The organism is Rhodococcoides fascians A44A (assembly GCF_000760735.1).
Classification (GTDB): domain Bacteria; phylum Actinomycetota; class Actinomycetes; order Mycobacteriales; family Mycobacteriaceae; genus Rhodococcoides; species Rhodococcoides fascians_E.
The window spans coordinates 186009-201116 of sequence record NZ_JMEX01000008.1; the positions used below are offsets into that span (position 1 = coordinate 186009).

Annotated in this window: 17 protein-coding genes; 9 read left to right on the plus strand and 8 right to left on the minus strand. The window is 65.0% G+C overall.

Annotated elements, in window-relative coordinates; genetic code table 11:
* Positions 1-38 precede the first annotated feature (38 nt).
* From BH95_RS13070 to BH95_RS13080, 3 genes are read left to right on the plus strand one after another with little or no spacing between them, the layout of a single operon-like run.
* Positions 39-527, plus strand: coding sequence for a PH domain-containing protein (locus tag BH95_RS13070; RefSeq protein ID WP_019665418.1), 489 nt, complete (start codon positions 39-41; stop codon positions 525-527).
* The gene (locus BH95_RS13075) at positions 524-2014 is read left to right on the plus strand and encodes a PH domain-containing protein (protein ID WP_020112611.1); all 1491 of its coding nucleotides are present in this window, start codon (positions 524-526) and stop codon (positions 2012-2014) included. Before BH95_RS13070 ends, BH95_RS13075 begins: the two co-directional genes overlap by 4 nt.
* On the plus strand, positions 2011-2703 hold the full coding sequence (locus BH95_RS13080; protein ID WP_208601171.1) for a uracil-DNA glycosylase: 693 nt from the start codon (positions 2011-2013) through the stop codon (positions 2701-2703). Before BH95_RS13075 ends, BH95_RS13080 begins: the two co-directional genes overlap by 4 nt.
* Here BH95_RS13080 and BH95_RS13085 read toward each other — a convergent pair.
* The 5 genes from BH95_RS13085 to typA form a co-directional block, all read right to left on the minus strand.
* Positions 2630-3082 carry a hypothetical protein gene (locus BH95_RS13085; RefSeq protein WP_019665421.1) on the minus strand — a complete coding sequence of 151 codons (453 nt, stop codon included), beginning with the start codon at positions 3080-3082 and terminating at the stop codon, positions 2630-2632. The two genes, BH95_RS13080 and BH95_RS13085, sit on opposite strands and share 74 nt — an antisense overlap.
* 28 nt (positions 3083-3110) lie before the next feature.
* Complete coding sequence (locus BH95_RS29070) at positions 3111-3269, minus strand: hypothetical protein (RefSeq protein WP_019665422.1); 159 nt, start codon at positions 3267-3269, stop codon at positions 3111-3113.
* Positions 3270-3296: 27 nt separating this feature from the next.
* Complete coding sequence (mshB, locus tag BH95_RS13090; protein WP_020112612.1) at positions 3297-4202, minus strand: N-acetyl-1-D-myo-inositol-2-amino-2-deoxy-alpha-D-glucopyranoside deacetylase; 906 nt, start codon at positions 4200-4202, stop codon at positions 3297-3299.
* Positions 4178-5905: an ABC transporter family substrate-binding protein gene (locus tag BH95_RS13095; RefSeq protein ID WP_037182661.1), complete on the minus strand. Its 1728-nt coding sequence runs from the start codon at positions 5903-5905 to the stop codon at positions 4178-4180. Before BH95_RS13095 ends, mshB begins: the two co-directional genes overlap by 25 nt.
* 134 nt (positions 5906-6039) lie before the next feature.
* Positions 6040-7977: a translational GTPase TypA gene (typA, locus tag BH95_RS13100; protein WP_020112613.1), complete on the minus strand. Its 1938-nt coding sequence runs from the start codon at positions 7975-7977 to the stop codon at positions 6040-6042.
* 187 nt (positions 7978-8164) lie between these two features.
* Here typA and BH95_RS29075 point away from each other — a divergent pair, with 187 nt between their 5' ends.
* Positions 8165-8341: a hypothetical protein gene (locus BH95_RS29075; RefSeq protein ID WP_019665427.1), complete on the plus strand. Its 177-nt coding sequence runs from the start codon at positions 8165-8167 to the stop codon at positions 8339-8341.
* On the opposite strand, the gene BH95_RS13105 is transcribed toward BH95_RS29075, so the two are convergent.
* The gene (locus BH95_RS13105; RefSeq protein ID WP_052060061.1) at positions 8319-8738 is read right to left on the minus strand and encodes a (deoxy)nucleoside triphosphate pyrophosphohydrolase; all 420 of its coding nucleotides are present in this window, start codon (positions 8736-8738) and stop codon (positions 8319-8321) included. The genes BH95_RS29075 and BH95_RS13105 overlap by 23 nt on opposite strands.
* On the opposite strand from BH95_RS13105, the gene BH95_RS13110 reads away from it, so the two are divergent.
* A complete protein-coding gene (locus BH95_RS13110) occupies positions 8737-9027 on the plus strand; it encodes a 4a-hydroxytetrahydrobiopterin dehydratase (protein WP_019665429.1) in 291 nt (96 codons plus the stop codon). The two genes, BH95_RS13105 and BH95_RS13110, sit on opposite strands and share 2 nt — an antisense overlap.
* Here the strand turns inward: BH95_RS13110 and BH95_RS13115 are convergent.
* Positions 8969-10213 carry a mannosyltransferase gene (locus BH95_RS13115; protein WP_019665430.1) on the minus strand — a complete coding sequence of 415 codons (1245 nt, stop codon included), beginning with the start codon at positions 10211-10213 and terminating at the stop codon, positions 8969-8971. The genes BH95_RS13110 and BH95_RS13115 overlap by 59 nt on opposite strands.
* A gap of 285 nt (positions 10214-10498) precedes the next feature.
* Here BH95_RS13115 and BH95_RS13120 point away from each other — a divergent pair, with 285 nt between their 5' ends.
* Both BH95_RS13120 and BH95_RS13125 read left to right on the plus strand, forming a co-directional pair.
* Entirely contained in the window at positions 10499-11341 is an 843-nt protein-coding gene (locus BH95_RS13120) for an Rv1157c family protein (protein WP_442981367.1), read from the plus strand.
* Between the two features lie 51 nt (positions 11342-11392).
* Positions 11393-12622, plus strand: a complete 1230-nt coding sequence (locus BH95_RS13125) for an MFS transporter (protein WP_037182663.1) — start codon at positions 11393-11395, stop codon at positions 12620-12622.
* A 62-nt stretch (positions 12623-12684) separates the two neighbouring features.
* On the opposite strand, the gene BH95_RS13130 is transcribed toward BH95_RS13125, so the two are convergent.
* Positions 12685-13452: a DUF1906 domain-containing protein gene (locus tag BH95_RS13130; RefSeq protein WP_019665433.1), complete on the minus strand. Its 768-nt coding sequence runs from the start codon at positions 13450-13452 to the stop codon at positions 12685-12687.
* A gap of 135 nt (positions 13453-13587) precedes the next feature.
* Here BH95_RS13130 and BH95_RS13135 point away from each other — a divergent pair, with 135 nt between their 5' ends.
* Entirely contained in the window at positions 13588-14166 is a 579-nt protein-coding gene (locus BH95_RS13135) for a TerD family protein (RefSeq protein ID WP_019665434.1), read from the plus strand.
* 130 nt (positions 14167-14296) lie between these two features.
* The gene (locus BH95_RS13140) at positions 14297-15076 is read left to right on the plus strand and encodes a hypothetical protein (RefSeq protein WP_019665435.1); all 780 of its coding nucleotides are present in this window, start codon (positions 14297-14299) and stop codon (positions 15074-15076) included.
* The last annotated feature ends 32 nt before the right edge of the window (positions 15077-15108 follow it).

The following is a 15108-nucleotide window of genomic DNA, read 5'->3' on the forward strand; positions in this document are numbered from 1 at the left end:
ACCCGCGCGGCCAGGGTGTGCGGATAGGGTCTGTAGGCATGATCACGATGACCGACCCGGCGTGGCGTCCGAGTCCCCGTGCCAAGCAGTTGTGGGCGATCAATGCGACGTTGATCTGGATTCCGGTGTTCGTTGCACAGGTCGTGTGGGCGGTGGTCGTTGATACGTGGACGACGTGGCCGCACGTCACGGTGTTCGGGGTGTCGGTTGTGCTCGCGGTACTGGACATCGTGGTGACGCCGATCTGGCGGTATCGAGTGCACCGCTGGGAGATCAGCGACACCGCGGTCTACACCCGCACGGGGTGGTTCAACCAGGAGCGACGTGTCGCCCCGATCAGCCGGGTGCAGACAGTGGACACCGAGCGTGGTCCGATCGATCGCCTGCTCGGGTTGTCGACGGTGACGGTGACGACGGCGTCCTCCGCGGGTGCTGTCAAGATCACGGCCCTCGACAAGGAGGTTGCAGACAAGACCGTCGCACAGCTGACCGACATCGCGGGACGGACGTTGGGCGACGCCACATGAGCAACGAACTTCTCGCCGAGGAAGAGCAGCAACCGTGGTTGCGGCTCGACAAGCGGATGCTGCTGGTGCATCCGGTCAACGAGGCAGTGAAGGTTCTGCCGGTCCTGCTGGTGTCGTTCATCGTCGGTAGTCAGAGCGGCAATCATCTGTGGGGCTTGATCATCGTCGCGGTGGTCGTCGTGTTCGCGATTCTGCGCTGGTTCACCACGAGTTACCGAATCGGCCCGGTGCACGTGCAGCTGCGTACCGGCGTTTTTCAGAAGAAGCTCCTGTCGGTGCCGCGCAGCCGCATTCGGTCCGTGGACATCGAGGCCGGTGTGCTCCACCGCGTGCTCGGTCTGTCGATCCTGCGCATCGGCACGGGTCAGCAGGCGGGCAAGGGTGAGAAGTTCGAGCTGAACGCACTCGACTCGAAGGTCGTACCTGCCCTGCGCGAAGAGCTGCTCGAGCGAGTCACGAGACGACCGGACTCTCCGAACGAAGCGCCACCGGCAGAGAACGAGATCGCGCACTGGCGGACGTCGTGGGTGCGCTATGCACCGTTCTCGTTCACCGGCGTCGTCACCATCGCCGCGGCGATCGGTGTCCTGTTCCAGTACGGATTCGCGGAAACGATCACCGAGTCCTCGGTCGTCACCGACAGCATCGACTCCGCCGAGCGATTCGGGATCGCAGTGGTGATCGTGGTCGGACTCCTCGTCCTGCTGGCGATAGCGAGCGTGTTCGCCTGCGTCCGCTACCTGATCGCGTACGGCAACCTGACGGTCACCGACGACGGCACTCGACTGCACGTCGCACACGGACTGCTGAGGACCCGGTCGACGACACTGGACCGTAAACGTCTGCGCGGGACGTCACTGTCCGAGCCGCTGCTGCTGCGGGTCGCGAAAGGCGCGAAGCTCGACGCCATCATGACCGGTGTCAGTGCGGAGAAGAAGGAGTCGTCACTGCTGCTCCCCCAGGCTCCCGCTGTCGAAGCCAGACGAATGATGACCGTCGTCCTCGGTGACGCGGGACTTCACGGGGACGCCAGAAAACCTTTGGTGGTGCACGGCCCGGCTGCACAGCGTCGGCGTTACACACGGGCGGTGCTACCTGTCGCCGTCGTCGCAGCAGGCGTCGGCGTCGCGGAGTACGCAGGTGCACCGATCCCCATCCTCGTCTGGGCCGCACTGGCCGTTCTGTTCGTCGGCGCACTCCTGGTTGCCTGGGACCGCTGTCGGGGTCTCGGCCACGCCGTTCTACCGGGTTGGCTGATCACGCAGCACGGTTCGCTGGATCGCAAGCGCCACAGCCTCGAGGCTGCAGGAATCATCGGGTGGACCGTGCGCCAGAGCTTCTTCCAGCGCCGCGCCGGGGTCGCGACCATCGTCGCCGCGACTCCCGCAGGTGTCGGGCACTACGAAATCCTCGACGTACCCGTCGACCAGGCGTGGTCACTCGTCGAGGCGGTGACTCCGGGAGCCGGTGACAAGTGGGCTCGATGACCCCACGAGACATTCCTCAGCTCGACGCGGCGGTATCGCAGTGCAGGGCCTGCCGACGCCTGGTGAACTGGCGTGAAAAGGTGGCCGTCGAGAAGCGGGCGGCGTTCCGCGACGAAACCTACTGGGGCAGAGCGGTCCCTGGATTCGGGCCGGCGGATGCACGCGTTCTGATAGTCGGGCTCGCGCCCGCAGCTCACGGAGCCAATCGCACCGGGCGCATGTTCACCGGCGACCGAAGCGGAGATTTTCTCTACGCGGCGCTGCACGCCGTCGGGCTGGCCAACCAGCCCACGTCGACCCATATCGGTGACGGCCTCGAGCTACGAGGTATACGGATCACGGCTCCCGTGCACTGTGCTCCCCCGGACAACAAGCCGACGGTCACCGAGCGTGACCGGTGCCAGAAGTGGCTGGATATCGAACTGCGCCTGCTGAAGCCGACACTGCGATCGATCGTCGTCCTCGGCGGCTTCGGCTGGCAATCACTGTTGCCGATGCTCGAACGAAACGGGTGGGAAGTCCCGCGACCGCGGCCGAAGTTCGGGCACGGCGTGCACGTCCAACTCGACGGCGTCCGCTTGTTCGGCAGCTACCACGTCAGCCAGCAGAACACGTTCACCGGGAGGCTGACCCCGACGATGATCGAGAATGTGCTCCGGGATGCGGGTGAGCATGCGGGGCTGCTGTGAGGCGTTGCAGCCTCCAGCTGAACAGCAGGACACCCGGTGGAACGAGTCCGCCGAGAAGCAGTACCGCCGTGCGCCAGTCCGCCAGGAGCAGGACGTCTCCGCCGGGGCCACCGAACATGCACAGCAGGACGGCCACGAACCACGCGATCAGCGGCGACGCGACGGCAACCGGTTCCTCGGCGACCTTGCGGGCCGCGAACAGCAACGCAACGTTCGCAGCCCCGGCAAGGAGCGCACTCACCGGGAACGGCACCGAGCCGAGGTAGGTGGGAAGAAACAGGATCGACAGAACGCCGCACAGAAAACCGTCGAAGATCAGTACTGCGAGAGTTGCCCTCGACACGAGGACGACAGCATTGGATGCGGCCTTCGAGATCATGCGTCCAATACTGACGTATCGAGATCGATCAGGAGACCGGCGGGTATCCCAACGAGGTCAGTAGGTTGCTCAGCGCCGACGCGATATCGGTCAGTCCCTGCTGGTAGAGCATTTCCTGCCGCGGAAAGTCCGGCATGAGCGAGTTGACGAACGCGACTATGGCGTCCTGCACGATCCAGTTGTACATGTGTGACCCACCCCAAATGCAATCAAATTAGTGATTCACGCCATATCCTAGTACGCCGGCGAACAGATCCGTTTCCCTACCCGACGAATCGAGGTCCGCCGGCTCGCCGCGGACCAGCACGTACTGCTCGTCGGCGAGGATGGGTTGCACGATGTTGTTGGACAGCGCGTACTCGACACCCGACGGCGCCACGGTCACCTGAGTGGCGTGGGCACGCAGGGCATCACGCTTGAGGTCGAAGACCTCACGCACATCGATCGACGTCGTCACGACACTCTCCGGAACCGAGGGGAGTTCACCGTCCTCCGGCATCCTCCAACCGTCGGGCACCTCGCCGATCGCGTCGATACCGTCGTGCAGCTGCTTCTCGCCGGTGACGGTCCAGTAGAACTTCCTCGGCGTGCAGGGCGCACCCGCGTCCGGATAGTGGTCCGTTCCCGCCAGGTCGAACGCTTCCGTCACCAGAGAATGCACCTGCTGGTGATCCGGGTGACCGTAGCCGCCCTCCGGGTCGTAGCCGACGATCACGTCCGGCTGCACACTGCGTACCACCGACAGCATCGCTTCGAGCGCCTCGTCTCGATTCGCGTTGACGAACGCCCGCGGATTGGCCGCCGCCGCCGTTCCGGCCATTCCCGAGTCGCGGTACTTCCCTGCTCCACCGAGGAATCTCGGAGGCTGTGCACCGAGAACTGCCAGCGCCCTGTCCAATTCGAGGATGCGGTATCCACCGAGCTGGTTCGCTTCGTCGACCACGAGGTGTGCCCACGTGTCTCCGATGACCTCGCCCTCCTCGCCGAGCGAGCACGTCAGGACCGTCACTTCCACGCCTGCTCGCGCGTAACGCGCGATGGTGCCTCCGGTGGTGATGGTCTCGTCGTCCGGATGTGCGTGAACGAGTAGCAGTTTCACTTGGTCGGTGTCCTCACCCATTTCGATGCGTCGCCGAAGATCCCCGTTTCGATGGGACCGGTCAACGACGCACCTTCCACGCCGGTGCCCGCTGCGACGACGGAAGAATCCTGCATGATCGGGAGCACCGCGGCCAACTCCCAGAGCTTCGGCTCGGCTTCGGCGACGAGGCGGTCGACCGGTAGTTCCCCTCGAAGCGCGCGGTCCACCGAGCCTTCGAGCTCCGGCACACACAGCCCGGACAGATTGCTCGGTGACGGCAGAGGCGCGTCGTCGCCCTCGGTCTCCACTTGCGCGGGCGCGTCGGTCTGCGTTGCCGGGCAACCGAATCGAGACGCCATGACGGTTGCCGGATCCACTCCGGCCGCGGACCACCCGACGATCGCGTCGACCTCGCTGTCGGTCAGAGCGGTGCTGTACAACTCCTCCGCAGGCAGCGCAGTGACCGTTGCCTTGATTCCTGCGCCGGACAGCTGGTCCGCCGCGGTGTTCGCGACGGCGATCGACACCGTGTCGTTCTCCACGGCACCGATCACGAAATCGAGAGGCACACCGGCTTTTCCGAAAGACCCGTCGGCCAAGGGAACGTACCCGGCCTGTTCCAGCAGCGTCACCGCGGCCTCGCGAGAGATCGGAGCCGGCGCGGTGGCGTCGTAGCGCGTGTCCGACGGAGAGGTCAGATGCGCACGGGCAGGATGATCGGCAGATCCGGATCCTGCTGCCACGGTGGACAACAGCGAGGAGTCGAGCAGACCCAGCATCCCTCGCCGCACGACCGGGTCGGCCAGCACGGGCGTGCGCCCGTTCAGCGTCAGATCCAGAACGCGGGGTTGGAACCGAATGCCGGTGCGAATACCGGGGATTGCCGACAGTTGCGCTTCCGTAGCCGTTCCTGCTCGGACCTGCGCAGCTTGTGCGTCGCCCGAACGCAGCGAATCCGCGAGCTGAGCCGGAGTTCCGCCCCGGCGAAGCAGAATCTGGAACGGCAGGGCGGGCTCACCCCAATAGCGGTCGTTGCGCTCGAGCAGGATTTCGTCGCGCCCACGGTCGATGGACTTGATGTTGAACTGACTGCCGGAGACGGGAACGTTGTCGCTGAGGCCGGTCTCGAAGCCGCCGGGCGAGTCCTTGAGCAGATGACTCGGCAGCAGGTCGGTGAACAGTCGCTGCCAGTTCGGGTACGGCTGAGACAGGGTGACGTCGACGGTCTTGCCTCCACCGGACGAGGCGACGTCCTCGATCAGCGCGTATCCAGCGGGATCGACGACGCCTGGCTGCGAGATCATCTGCTGCCACAGGTATCTGAAGTCCTCGGCGGCGATCGGCGCACTGTCGGACCACTGTGCATCGTTGCGCAGCTGGTATCTGACCGTGAACGGGTTCTGCGACGTCACCTCGGCCGACACGAGGACAGTCGAATCCAGAGCCCAGACGGTGCTCGCCGGATCGTTCGGATCGGCGATCGGACGAAAGGGGCTCGGTAGGACGAGGGAACTGACAGCAGAATTGGCCGGCGACTGATCCGAGAGCAGGTGGGGATTGAAACCGATCCCCACGTCGTCGATGGCCACGACCACCCGATCGCCGGTTTCGGTCGGCGCCGGAGTGGTCGTCGTGGTCTCGGGAGTGGGTTCGCTCTCGACGGGAGGCGGCGGATTGGCCGTGCAGGCTGCCAACGCCAGTGCAATGGCTGCGACTGCAATGCCACTCTTCGTCCGCCGCACTATGGCCGCTCCTTCGTCGTCACAGCACCTGTCCACTCCTCGAGCTCCACTCCTGTCACGAGCGTGGTGGCCCTCTGCAGGGTCACCACGCTCGAACCGGAGATATCAGCCCAGAATTTACCGAAACAGGCTGATTACAGAGCAGCCTTGTCGCGGGACTTGCTACGCGAACGCTCGCGAGCGCGCTCGTTGGAGTCGAGGTGCACCTTGCGGACGCGAACGACCTCGGGGGTCACCTCGACGCACTCGTCGCCTGCACAGAACTCCATGGCCATTTCCAGGTCCAGCTTCTTCGGCTTGGCCAGGGTCTCCATGACGTCGGCGGAGGACTGACGCATGTTGGTCAGCTTCTTCTCGCGGGTCACGTTGATGTCGAGGTCTTCCTGACGCGGGTTGATACCCACGACCATGCCCTCGTAGGTGTCCGCGCCGGGCTCGACGAAGAACGTTCCGCGGTCGGCCAGCTGAATCATGGCGAACGGGGTGACGCTTCCGCTGCGGTCCGAGACGAGCGAGCCGGTGTGGCGCGCACGGATCTCGCCTGCCCACGGTGCGTAGCCGTGGAAGACGGCGTTGGCGATACCGGTGCCGCGGGTGTCGGTGAGGAAGTCGGTGCGGAAACCGATCAGGCCTCGCGACGGGACGATGAACTCCATCCGAACCCAGCCTGCGCCGTGGTTCGTCATCTGCACCATCTTGCCCTTGCGTGCCGCGAGGAGCTGGGTGACGCTGCCGAGGAATTCCTCGGGGGTGTCGATGGTGAGCTCCTCGAAGGGCTCGTGGATCTTGCCGTCGACCTGGCGGGTGACCACCTGGGGCTTGCCGACGGTCAGTTCGAAGCCTTCGCGGCGCATCTGCTCGACGAGGATGGCGAGGGCGAGCTCACCACGACCCTGCACCTCCCAGGCGTCGGGACGACCGATGTCGAGGACCTTGAGCGAGACGTTGCCGACGAGCTCGGAATCCAGACGGCTCTTGACCATGCGAGCGGTGAGCTTGTGGCCGCTGACGCGTCCCACGAGCGGGCTCGTGTTGGTGCCGATGGTGACCGAGATGGCCGGCTGGTCGACGGTGATGCGGGGAAGGGCGACCGGGTTCTCCAGGTCGGCCAGGGTGTCACCGATCATGATGTCCGGGAAACCGGCCACAGCGACGATGTCGCCCGCGACACCCTTCTCGCCGGGGACGCGCTCGACACCGATGGTGTTGAGCAGCTCGGTGACCTTGGTCTTCTGGACGACGGGCTCGCCGTCGACTTCACGCATCCAGCTGACGGTCTGGCCCTTGCTGAGCGTGCCGTTGTGGATACGGACGAGCGCGAGGCGGCCGAGGAAGGCCGACGCGTCGAGGTTGGTGACGTGCGCCTGGAGCGGCGCGTCGACGTTGCCCTTGGGCGCGGGAACGTAGTTGAGGAGGACGTCGAACAGTTCGTCGAGGTTCTCGGCGTCCGGTGCGCTGCCGTTCTCGGGCTGCACCTTCGATGCCTTGCCCTCACGGCCGGAGGCGTACAGAACGGGAAGGTCGAGGGCGAGCTCGGCTGCCTCGGACGCTTCGTCGTCGAGGTCCGACGCCAGATCCAGCAGCAGGTCGTGGCTCTCGGAGACGACCTCTTCGATGCGCGCGTCGGGACGGTCGGTCTTGTTCACGACCAGGATGACGGGCAGCGACGCGGCGAGCGCCTTGCGGAGCACGAAGCGCGTCTGCGGCAATGGGCCTTCGGACGCGTCGACGAGCAGGACGACGCCGTCGACCATCGAGAGGCCGCGTTCGACCTCTCCACCGAAGTCGGCGTGGCCGGGGGTGTCGATGACGTTGATGACGGTGATGGTGCCGTCCGGGTTGTGGCGGTGAACGGCGGTGTTCTTCGCCAGGATGGTGATGCCTTTTTCTTTCTCGAGGTCACCGGAGTCCATGACTCGGTCCACGAGTTCGGCGCGTTCCTCGAACGCTCCCGACTGCCGCAGCATGGCGTCGACCAGCGTGGTCTTGCCGTGGTCGACGTGTGCAACGATGGCTACGTTGCGGAAGGTTGTGGTGCTGTCGATGTTGTCTGCACTGCTTGGGGCGCTCACGCGAAAAATTCTCCTGGGTCGAATGCGGGCTCTTGTTCGCTAGCGGGCTTATGTCGCTAGAGAAGCGCGCTGCACCGCGAGGTTCTCGCGACCGATCGAGTTTACCCGCTCGCACAGGGTGACCTGCACCACGCAGTACTGTTGGGTAGGAATTCACCTTCGAGTCGAGCAAAGCGGAGCCACCAAAATGGGCAAGGTCAAGGCCAAGGACATCTCGGGTCTGAAGCCCAAGAAGAAGTGTTGCCGCAAGAAAACACGGTGCTTGAAGTGCCCCGTCGTCATCATGCGTATGAAGAAACTCGAAGATGCTGGCGCCACCGGCAAGGACTTGAAGAAGGGCCTCAAGAAGGCCCGGGCTGCCTGAGAAAGGCACTCAATTCGGGGACCCAGGCGCGATCGGCGTCGACGAGGTCCATTGTGGACAGCGCCGACGCATCCACCCAGCGAAGCGCGGAGTGATCGAGCGGTACCGGGTTACCGGAGATCAGCTCGACACGGTAGGCGCGGAGCACACGGCCTTCGGCCAGACCGACATCACCGGTCAACGCATGGCCTACGGCGGTCTCGACGCCCAGTTCCTCACGCAGCTCGCGCGCCAACGCCGCCTCGGGGGTTTCGCCCGGCTCCACTTTCCCGCCGGGAAGCTCCCACAGGCCGGCGAGTTCGGCGGGCCGCGAGCGCTGCGCGAGCAGCAACAATCCGTCGGAGACGATCGCTCCTGCCACCACGAGACGCTTCTTCGTGCCACCATCGTCAGTCATGGACGACCTACTCTCCGATTCCGATGTCGACGACGCCCTTCGCGCCCTCCCCCAGTGGCGACGGGTGGACTCGTCGATCGTCCGCACCGTCGAACTTCCGACCTTCCCGTCCGCGATCGAGTTCGTCTCCAGTGTGGCGGCTGCCGCGGAGGCCGCCGACCATCACCCGGACATCGACATTCGATGGCGCAAGCTGACGTTCGCTCTGTCGACGCATTCGGCGGGCGGGCTCACGCAGAAGGATGTGGATCTGGCGCATCGGATCGACGCCTTGCTGCCCGAAGACTGAGCAACTGCTCGCGCAGGCGATCTCGACCGAGGTAGACGACCCAGCCGTAGACAAGCACGATTCCGACGATGTCGACGGCACCGAACCAGGCGAGCACTCCGGGCCGGGAGACCAGCCAGATCGATTCCTGAAAGAAGCTGAGTATCCACGGCACTCCGACGAGCGTCGTGAGCAGCCAGTATCCGGCGACGATGCGGGTTCCGATTCGTCGGCGGTCGGGGCCGTGCAGCAACCACACGAGCATCGGCATGACCCAGACCCAGTGATGGGACCAGGAGATGGGCGAGACGGCGAGCCCGAGCAGTTGGACGATGATCAGCGTGCCGAGGAGGTCACCGGGGGGCAGCGCCCGCCACGCAGCGACCGCGAGGGCAGCGATCACCAGTACGCCGGCGATCCAGGCGACGGACGATTCGACGTCGTATCCCGCGATGCGGCTCATCGCCCCTCGGAGCGACTGGTTCCACACCGATCCGACGGGACCGATGCGGTCGGCGTCGCCCAGCAGAGTCGTGAAGTACGTGCCCGCCTGGTGTCCGAGGACCGCGTAACTGACGGCGACAGTCGCCCCGAACGCGACGGCCGAGAATGCAGCGGCCTTCCATCGTCGGGTGGCGAGGAAGAACAGTCCGGTGATCGCGGGCGTCAGCTTGATGCCGGCGACGAAACCGACGATGCCGCCTGCGACCCACCATCTGGAGCTGCGTACCGCGAGCACGGCCCCCAGGGCGAGGAAGACGTTGACCTGCCCGTAGTCGAGCGTGGTGCGTACCGGTTCGGTCCACAGAGCCAGCGCGGTCCACGCCATGGCGGGTCGCACGGTTGCCGCGTCGTCGCCGAGGATCATCTCGAGTGCGAGCTTGATCAGCAGGAACAGTGCGGCCATCGTCGCGAGCTGCCAGCACACGCCGACGAACGTGAAGGGCAGGTAGTGCAGCGGGAAGAACACGAGTGCCGCGAACGGCGGATACGTGAACGGAAGCGGAAAGTCCGGAGTCTCTTCGGAATACGTGAAGTCGTAGAGGTCGTCCCGCAGCAGCGCCGCGGATCCGTCGACGTAGACGTGCAGGTCGACGAGGTTCATGCCGTTCTCGGTTGCGAACGCCCAGACGAGACGCGCGATCACCGACACAGCCAGCAGGAGAGGTGCGAGCCGGAGGATCGACAGACGGGGCGGGGGGTTCACTGAAGTAACTGCTCCCGTTCGATTCGACCGCGATTGACGCCTGAGCCTATAGGGCGCCGGATCCGGTTCCGAAACAGCCGTTCACAACAATTCCGCGGCCTCGTGTTGGGTTGTCACAAATAACAGTTTCATCACCAGTAACACTATTCACTTCTGTAACAGGCTAATCTACGGTGGCAGTCTGGCATCGGCATCGGCTGTACAACGATGGGCCGTATACATAGAGTGACCCCTCGAGCCAGCAACAGTTCCACGGCCCGCTTTCGATGAGGATGGGGAAATCAAGTGCTTCGTAACGGGGTAACGCGCAGGACCGTCACCGCAGTGGCTGTGACAATCGCTGCCGCGCTGGCAGTGCCGGCCACCGCATCGGCCGAACCTGCACTGCAGGCCCCCGCCGCTCCCGAGTCCCCGACTCCCGAGACGCAGGTACCTCCCTTCTTCCTCCCTACTCCGGATCAGCCGCTTCCCGATTACGCACAGATCGAAGCCCTCGCCTCGTTCGCGCCGGCCATTCTCGGCGCTGCAGCCGGTCCGACGGATGTCGCCGCCGCACCTCAGGCGGATCTTCTCGCCCAGGCGCGCGCGCTCCTCGAGAACTCGGCTCTGCCGGATCAGGTCAAGTCCACCCTCGAGCGAGTCATCACGTTCCTCGACGGTTCCGGCGGCGGTGGCCCGGAGCTTCCTCCCGCGGACGGTCCGGTCATCGCGCAGTTCCTGTACCCCACCATCGGTAAGGGATGCATCTCCGACAGCGCGGACTCGGTCGGCACAGCACTCGCAGTACCCGGCCCGGCAACGCTGCCCCCTCCCGGTCCGCCCGCCGGCCAGGCAGGTTTCGTCTTCACCGCGCTCGGCACCGCGCCCATCGCGCAGGTCCAGGAAGCTCCGCTGACGGTCACGTGGCTTAACCTCGACAACCGTCGAACAGGCACCACGGAACTCACCGGGGCATCGAACATCAACCCGGACGGACCGGCCACCGTCTCGGCTATCGCCGACACCGGTCCCGGCCGCGTGCTCGCCGTCGTCTCGGGTTCCATCACGACGCAGTCCAAGGAAGATCCGGCCGCTCCGGCACGCACGTGCGGATTCCTGCCGACCATCGGGACCGTGTTCGTTCCCTGATCGACCGAGCCTGGTCGTTCCCTGGCCGGCATTACCCACTAAGGTTTGCTGGTGAGCAAACCTGTTGCATTCGTAGCGATCACCTATGCGTTCACGATCGCGATGATGGGCACGACGATGCCCACCCCGGTGTACTCGCTGTACCAGGCCGAGTTCGGGTTCTCGGTGTTCGTCGTGACCGTGATCTTCGCGGCGTACGCGCTCGGCGTCCTGGCCGCCCTCCTGGCGTTCGGACGTTGGTCCGATTCGCTGGGTAGGCGCCCGCTCCTGCTTGCAGGCATTGCGCTCGGCATCGCCAGCGCACTGGTGTTCGTCTTCGCCGGGTCCCTCGCTGCCCTTCTCGTCGGACGTGTCCTGTCCGGCCTGTCCGCGGGCATCTTCGTCGGCACGGCCACGGTCACCCTGGTGGAACTGGCTCCCGCTCCACGTCCGCGGCCTGAGGGTTCGAGCGCCTCGACGTGGAAGTCCCGGGCTCCCGCGATAGCCACGGCAGCGAACATCGGCGGACTCGGGCTCGGACCGCTCGTGGCGGGACTGCTGGTCGAGTACCTCCCCGAGCCGACGCAGCTGACGTTCGTCGTGAACCTCGTCCTGCTGGCGGTCGCAGGCGTCGCCGTGTTCCTGATTCCGGAGCCGGTGACCGTGCTGCCCGGAGCGCGTCCGCACATGCAGAGATTGTCCGTGCCCGGCCCGGTCCGGGCCACGTTCGTCCGGGCATCGATCGGTGGGTTCGCCGGCTTCGCCGTTCTCGGGCTGTTCACGGGCGTCTCCCCCGGCTTCGTCACGCAGATTCTGGGAGTGCAGAACCACGCCGTCGTCGGCGCCGTCGTCTTCGTGACGTTCGCGTCGTCGGCGGCCGCGCAGATCGCCCTGCGCGGTCTCGACACCACCGTCGCACTACGCGGTGGGTGCATCACGCTGATCGTCGGCGTCGGCGCTCTGTGCCTGGCTCTGGCCACCGCATCCCTGCCCGTACTGTTGGTCGCCGCGGTGGTGTGCGGCATCGGTCAGGGCATCACGTTCAGCAAGGGATTGGCGGCGGTGACCGAGGAACTACCCCCGGACCGCCGCGCCGAGGTGACGTCGACGCTGTTCGTCGTCCTCTACATCGCCATTTCTGTCCCCGTCATCGGCGCAGGTGCTGCAGCGACGGCGTGGGGTCTGGTCACCGCAGGTGTCGTGTTCTCTGCGGCGGTCGCAGCATTGGCAGTCGTGTCGTTGATTCTGCTGTTCGGAAGAACGACAGCGAATCAGGAGCCGAGCGAATCCGAGAAAAGCTGATAGAAATACGCCGCGATCGAATAAATGACATCGATGAGATTCATTGCGGAATTCTTTCCGGTTCAGGCCAACGACCACTGGCCGTAATCGGGCTTCAGAATTACATTCAGGTCGATGCCGATTCCGTCGATTTTCGCTTTGTCGATCTGAACCTGATGCAAATGCGCAGCCGGGTGGCGGAATCCTTTCGGAGTGCCCCAGTTGTGCTGCCAGTACCACTGACCGAGCCCGGCGATGGACGCCAGTTCGATCGTGGGTGAATTGGCGTAGATGCCGGTGTTCTCCGGGCCGACGATCGATTCCCAGCCCAGGATGTACGGCGCGATCAGGGTCGCGAACTGCACCGCGGTTGGGTTGTCGTCGATGGAGACGTAGATCGGGCGATTCTCCGGTCCCCCTGCTGCTCGGTGCAGTTCGAGGCCGCGCTTCGCATGCTTGACGCCGGCCGCGAATCCGCCCTTCCAGTCCGAGGTTTCGCCCTTACCGAACTGGTAGTTGGACACCACTTCGAGGCCTGCCTCGGTGAGGGCGTCCGCCTCGTCACGCTTCATGGGCTTGCCGAGCATCCATTCGGCTCCCGGCCTACGGTCCGACACGTATCTGATCGCGCCCAGGTGCCCGGCAGCGCGGATGGACTCCGGCGACGGAACCCCGCCCGAGTAATCGATCAACGTCCCCAGCCCGTCGGCGCGTGCCGCCTGGGTGGACACTGCGGCCAGACCGACGGCGGCCGCCGATCCCACAGCGGCGTACTTGAACAAGTCTCGACGCGATACGTGCACGTAAGTCCCCAGATCGATAGTTTCGCTCGGCGTGTCGCCGACGCGCACGCCGGCCGCCCTGATAACTTTTTCGGTTTCGGTATTTCACCACAATCACTCCAGCATCGCTAGTCACACCCTCCCCTCTCTTCACCACCTACTGTGGAGAGCAGGCAATTCATCTACGAATGAAGGAGTAAGTGAATGGGCGTCACCCTGGCCAAGGGCGGAAACGTATCGCTGTCGAAGGAAGCCCCGAACCTGACTGCCGTGACCATCGGATTGGGCTGGGATGTGCGCAGCACGACGGGCGGGGATTTCGACCTCGACGCCAGCGCCATCGGACTCGGCGCGGACAAGAAGTCCGCGGGCGATCAGTTCTTCGTCTTCTACAACAATCTCCGTTCCCCCGACGGCGCCATCGAGCACACCGGCGACAACCGCACCGGTGAAGGTGAGGGCGACGACGAGTCGATCGACATCGACCTCGTCGCACTGTCCCCGCAGATCGATTCCATCGTCTTTCCGGTATCCATCCACGACGCCGACGCGTTGGGGCAGAGTTTCGGCCAGGTCATCAATGCATTCATTCGTGTCGTGGACCGGGCCGACGGTCGTGAACTCGCGCGATTCGACCTGACCGAAGACGCCTCCACCGAGACCGCGATGGTGTTCGGCGAGCTGTACCGCCGCGGCCAGGAATGGAAGTTCCGAGCTATCGGCCAGGGTTATGCCTCCGGTCTCGCCGGCATTGTGCGTGACTACGGAATCAACGCAAGCTGACGCACCGAACTCCGCGTAGGCGGACGTTGCAATTGCATAACCGTGAACTCCTGGGCTTGAGAACTTCGTAAGAATTGTGGTCCTATCACCCCATTCGTAACTTTGACCTCATGAGTCCCAGGAGTCACATATGTCTCGTCGCCTCAGCCGTTTAGCGGGAACCGTCGCATTGTCGTGCGCGGCTCTACTCGCGGTTCCCGCGACCGCGGCGGCCGATCCCGGCCCCGCGTCGCCTGCACCCGCAGCTCTCGATGCCGTGTCCCAGGCTGCTGCCGACGCCATCGCGGCGACTCGCACGGAGGTCGCCGAACCGACCGGCGCCAATCCGCTCGCTGCACTCGACACGGTGAACGGCATTCTGACTGAAGTCGGCATCACGCCGTTCTTCTACCCGACGGCTGCAATCAACTGCGCCGCCGCGCCCGGCGCACCGCTCGGCATCGTGCCCGGTGTGGCCGGCGGGGCCGCAGGCCCGTGGCCCAACCTGACCATCCCCTCGCCCGTCCCGCTGCCGGCACTCAATGCGGCCGAGGCCGGAGAGACACTGTTTGCATTCGTTCCGGCAGGCATCGTCGACGATTCCGGCGACAAGAGCGGCATGCAGGTGGCGTGGTTCAACGTCAACACTCTGAAGGGCGGCTTCGCGGACTTCGGCGGCGCGACATCGACGCTGGTGCAGTCGATTCTGGACAACCTCGACGTCAACCCGGCCGTCAAGGAATTGGTTCGCGGACCACTGACCGACGCACTCGCCGTGCTGCCCGCTGCAGGCGCGCGGGCCGTCCCGGTCGAGACCGGCGCCGGCACCGTACTCGCCGCGGTCTTCGGCACCGTGAACCACAAGGCAGTCGACGGTAGCGACAAGAGCTGCTTCTTCTTCCCGACTGTCGGGCTGGTGAACGTAGCCTGACGACTCTCACGTCGTCCACGCACCGGTCACCT

What these genes read in the sequence shown, in the direction of transcription:
- BH95_RS13110 (WP_019665429.1), top strand. Translation starts at nt 8,737, where the DNA reads ATGGACGACCTACTCTCCGATTCCGATGTCGACGACGCCCTTCGCGCC.
- BH95_RS13085 (WP_019665421.1), bottom strand. Translation starts at nt 3,082, where the DNA reads ATGATCTCGAAGGCCGCATCCAATGCTGTCGTCCTCGTGTCGAGGGCA.
- BH95_RS13140 (WP_019665435.1), top strand. Translation starts at nt 14,297, where the DNA reads ATGTCTCGTCGCCTCAGCCGTTTAGCGGGAACCGTCGCATTGTCGTGC.
- BH95_RS13105 (WP_052060061.1), bottom strand. Translation starts at nt 8,738, where the DNA reads ATGACTGACGATGGTGGCACGAAGAAGCGTCTCGTGGTGGCAGGAGCG.
- mshB (WP_020112612.1), bottom strand. Translation starts at nt 4,202, where the DNA reads ATGGGTGAGGACACCGACCAAGTGAAACTGCTACTCGTTCACGCACAT.
- BH95_RS13080 (WP_208601171.1), top strand. Translation starts at nt 2,011, where the DNA reads ATGACCCCACGAGACATTCCTCAGCTCGACGCGGCGGTATCGCAGTGC.
- BH95_RS29070 (WP_019665422.1), bottom strand. Translation starts at nt 3,269, where the DNA reads ATGTACAACTGGATCGTGCAGGACGCCATAGTCGCGTTCGTCAACTCG.
- BH95_RS29075 (WP_019665427.1), top strand. Translation starts at nt 8,165, where the DNA reads ATGGGCAAGGTCAAGGCCAAGGACATCTCGGGTCTGAAGCCCAAGAAG.
- BH95_RS13135 (WP_019665434.1), top strand. Translation starts at nt 13,588, where the DNA reads ATGGGCGTCACCCTGGCCAAGGGCGGAAACGTATCGCTGTCGAAGGAA.
- BH95_RS13075 (WP_020112611.1), top strand. Translation starts at nt 524, where the DNA reads ATGAGCAACGAACTTCTCGCCGAGGAAGAGCAGCAACCGTGGTTGCGG.
- BH95_RS13070 (WP_019665418.1), top strand. Translation starts at nt 39, where the DNA reads ATGATCACGATGACCGACCCGGCGTGGCGTCCGAGTCCCCGTGCCAAG.